General features: G+C 52.0%; 2 protein-coding genes. One reads left to right on the top strand and one right to left on the bottom strand.

The features are described 5' to 3' along the window. Window positions 1-766: 766 nt before the first annotated feature. Window positions 767-1,264 (top strand): DUF6789 family protein, encoded by a 498-nt coding sequence (locus VMC84_RS02930; RefSeq protein ID WP_325377974.1) that lies wholly within the window; start codon window positions 767-769, stop codon window positions 1,262-1,264. 32 nt (window positions 1,265-1,296) lie between these two features. Here VMC84_RS02930 and VMC84_RS02925 read toward each other — a convergent pair whose 3' ends face one another. After that, window positions 1,297-3,738 (bottom strand): valine--tRNA ligase, encoded by a 2,442-nt coding sequence (locus VMC84_RS02925; protein ID WP_325377972.1) that lies wholly within the window; start codon window positions 3,736-3,738, stop codon window positions 1,297-1,299. Window positions 3,739-4,146: the final 408 nt, after the last annotated feature.

Genomic DNA, 4,146 nt, shown 5'->3' with positions numbered 1-4,146 from the left:
GCCACTTGGTGTAAACTTGGTGTGGTTGAAACCATGTGCTTACAAGTGGCACCAAGTTTACACCAGGCCGCACGGAATTTTTATTTAATCACCAGGCGGCACCAACTAATTTTTAATAAATTTGCTGTGTTGAATTATTCCCCTATTTTAAGCTTTTTAAGAGACGGAGGGCACTATTTTCACCACAGAGGCACTATGGCACAAAGGCCCACGGAGTTTTCTTTTAAATGTTTCGCTGATGCGAATTCGAGCAAGTTACAAAGATCACAAAGCCGGTTCATCGGCGATAAGGGCACGAAGGATACAAAGACACAGTGGTATGAACAAGAGCACTTTTTGCCATCGTGCCTTCATATCCTTTGTATCTTAAAAGTTCAAAAAGCGGCTTTGTGCCCTTTGTCTCTTAATTATAAAAAAGACTTTGTGAGCCTCCATGCTCTTCGTGCCTTTGTGGTGAAAAATAGTGCCTCCGTACACTCCGAGACTTAAAAAGGCCGTGCTCTTCGTGCCTTTGTGGTGAAAAATAGTGCTTCCGTACACTCCGAGACTTAAAAGGGCATATTCAACAAAGCAAATAAATTAAATTTGTTGCAAATTACATGTTTCGTATGCATCATGCTTTTTGCTATATCATAAGCAAGCTGTGCCCCGACCTGTATAAAAAGCGGACAATGCTTATGGAAAAGGACAGCGACGCTTTTAACGTAACCAGTACAAAATCCGGCTATATCTGCGGATTATTAATTAAGGGAAAGGAAGGTATGTTATGGCGACTAAAGACATTGGCGACGGCGCTGTCGCAGGCATCGTTACCGGAGTGATCATTGGCATCCTGGCCATCCTGCTGGCGCTCGTCGGGCTGGCGTCCCTGGTGGCGTTCGTGGATGTGCGGTCGGTGTTCGGCGGGCTTATGCCTATCGCGGGCTTTGCCGCGGCCTCGATCACGGCGATGATCACGCTCTTATTATTAATGGCCATTATCGGGCTGATCCTTGGGGCGATCTTCGGCGAGTTCTACGAGAAGATACCGACACAAAATGCCGTGACAAAGGGAATAATTTTCATGCTGGCGGTCTGGGTCATCTTCGGGCTGCTGGTCCCGATATTATTGAGCGCGGGCGGGGCTCTGCCGACGGCGCTGACGGCGACCGGCATCATATCGGCGCTCGTTGCAGCGTTGATCTGGGGAGGCCTGCTCGGCTTGATATTCCACTGGGTGACAGGAAAGACCGCGGCTCCCGAACGGCCTATAGTAAAGACTTAAAAAATTATATGGGCCCGTTAGGGCTCCACGATTTATTTTTCGATCTGCATCTTGATCTCAGTGCCGCCAATTACGGATACGGCATCCGGTCTCTCTACAATTCCATAGGATATATCACTGATCTTCATCGTGTCTTTCAGGACCGTCGCAAGCTGCCGGATATCGTCCTCAAGCCCGTCACACGAGATGACAACCTTCGAGAGGACGGCATTCTGCGCCATGCTCTGGGAGTTCTTGTATTGCCGCAGGCTCGATATCATGGCCACGGCCATGTTACCCAGCTTCAGCGCCTCGATGTCCGTCCAGAGGCCGTTCACGACGGGCCACTGCGATTTATGCAGACTCACAATACCCTCGCTCTGGCGGAACATGCGCTGGTAGATTTCCTCGGTGATGTGCGGGATGAACGGGCCCAGCAGCTTGAGCGAGTTGGACAGGGCCATGTATACCGTGTACAGGGCGGCCTGGCCGCTTTCGCCGTTCTCCGCTTTCCTGTAAAGCCGATCCTTGGCGATCTCGAGATAGTTATCGCAGAAGTCGCCCCAGAAAAACTGCTCGGTCAGCGATTTCGCCTTGCTATACTCGTAACGCTCGAAGTTCTCGGTGCTCTCGCGGATGACATCGTTCAGCTTCGTCAACAGCCACCTGTCGATCAGCTCCAGCCTCGTATCTTTCGGCGTATAGTCCTTTAAGTGAAGCGAGGCAAACCGGGAGGCGTTAAAGAGCTTGTTGATGAACTTCTGGCCATAGACGATCTCTTTTTCCTTAAAGGCCAGGTCATCGCCCAGCTTGGCGGACGCGGCCCACCACCGGACGGCGTCGGCGCTGTACTTCTGCACGTAGGGCAGCGGCTCGATGATGTTGCCCTTGGACTTGTGCATCGCTTTCCCGTTCGGGTCCAGGCCCTGGCCGGATATCATGATATCGGACCATGGCAGGCTGTGCGTGTGCAGGCAGCTCTTGATGACCGTGTAGAACAGCCAGGTCCGGATGATCTCGTGGGACTGCGGGCGCAGGTTCATGGGGTACATCTTATCGATGATGGAGTCGGGCTCACCCCAATTTGCGTTGATGAGCGGTGTAATTGATGACGTGGCCCAGGTGTCCATCACGTCCTTCTCCGGCTCGAACTCCGTAGAGCCGCACTTCTTGCACGGGTGCAGTGGCTGCGTAACGAGCGGGTCCACGGGAAGCTGGCTGTCATCGGCCAGCGCGACGGTGCCGCACTTCCTGCAGTACCATATGGGGAAAGGTACCCCGAAGTAGCGCTGCCTGGAGATACACCAGTCCCACTTGAGGCCGTTGATCCAGGTGTCGTAGCGGATCTTCATGTGCTCCGGGTACCAGTTCAGCTTCGCGCCCTGGGCGAGCAACTCGTCCTTTATGTCGAGTATCCGGATAAACCATTGCGGGGTCACGTAGAATTCTACCGGCGTGCCGCAGCGCTCGTGGACGTTCATGACGTGCACGATGGGCGTCTGCTCCAGGAGAAGGCCGGCAGCCTTGAGGTCTTCCAGTATACGCTTGCGGCATTCCGCCAGTGTCATGCCTTTATATGGGCCGGCGTTGTCGTTCATCGTGCCGTTGGGGTTAATGGAAAGCTTCAGGGGCAGGTCGAACTGGCGCCACCAGTCGATATCGGTCTTGTCGCCAAACGTGCACACCATGACCATTCCAGTGCCGAACACCGGGTCGACCTTAATATCGGCCAGTATGGGCACTTTCGCCTTGAAGATGGGCGTCAGCGCCGTCCTGCCGACCAGTTCCCTGTACCGCTCGTCGTTCGGGTTAACTAGCAGCCCCACGCATGAGGATATGAGCTCCGGCCGGGACGTGGCGATCAGCAGTTCCATACCATCCTCGGTCGAGAATTCTATGGTGTTGAGGAAGGAATGCACTGGCTCCGAGTCCTCCACGTCCGCCTGGGCCAGGGACGTCTGGCATAAGGGGCACCAGATGGCGGGCTCGTTGCGCCGTTCCATGCGGCCCATATTGTAGATATCGATGAAAGAGCGCTGGGAGATTCGCTGGCAGCGCGTATTAATGGTAGAATATAAGAGGCTCCAGTCGACGGAGATGCCGAGGGTCGTCCATACGTTCCGGTAGCTGGCCCCGCCGATCTCCGTTTCCTTGAGGCAGAGCTTGACGAATTCCTCCCGGCCGACCTTGCGGATATTGACTTTATACTTTTTCTCCACGAAGCGTTCCGTTGGCAAGCCATTGTCGTCAAAGCCCATCGGGTAGAACACGTTCTTGCCCTGCATGCGCTGGTACCTGGCCACGAACTCAGCCTGGGAATAGGATAGGACATGTCCCATATGGATGTAGCCGGATAGCGTGGGGGGAGGCGTGTCAATGGAATACGTGGGCTTCTCGCTGGCTGGATCGAACCGGAAGATCTCGTTCGTTTCCCAGAACTTCTGGATCCGGGGCTCGATTTCCTTGGGGTCGTATTTTTTCGGGAACTCGGTCATGGGATATGCCTCGCCGCGGGCGGTAAATCGGCCTATGTAAGCGTGATTTTTTAGAGTCAATATTCACGCCAACTATATATAGGTTATTATCGGTACTTTTCCCATATAATCGTTAATTTGGCCCCGTTTCGAGAATCTTACAACTAATATTCCTAGTTAAAAATGTATTTAAAATGAAAAATCCTATAAATATCATAATAACAATTTAGAACCTTAACTTTTTAATTTAGGGAATAACTTTGACTGTTGCCTTTATTAAATGGCCAGTACGTGTGCCACAAATCGACTTTTCCATATAATTTCGAGTATTCTGTAATAGGAATACTAGATTTTAGCGGTTAATTTTATGATTCGGCATACTGAAGCCCTATTACATAAATTATTTGCAGATATGTATCCCCTAAAATG

Source organism: Methanocella sp., assembly GCF_035506375.1.
Classification (GTDB): Archaea; Halobacteriota; Methanocellia; order Methanocellales; family Methanocellaceae; genus Methanocella.
Note: the sequence above shows the minus strand (reverse complement) of the source record. Positions and strands in the feature narration are given on the sequence as shown.

Coding starts and splice junctions, on each gene's coding strand:
- VMC84_RS02930 (WP_325377974.1), top strand. CDS start 767: ATGGCGACTAAAGACATTGGCGACGGCGCTGTCGCAGGCATCGTTACC.
- VMC84_RS02925 (WP_325377972.1), bottom strand. CDS start 3,738: ATGACCGAGTTCCCGAAAAAATACGACCCCAAGGAAATCGAGCCCCGG.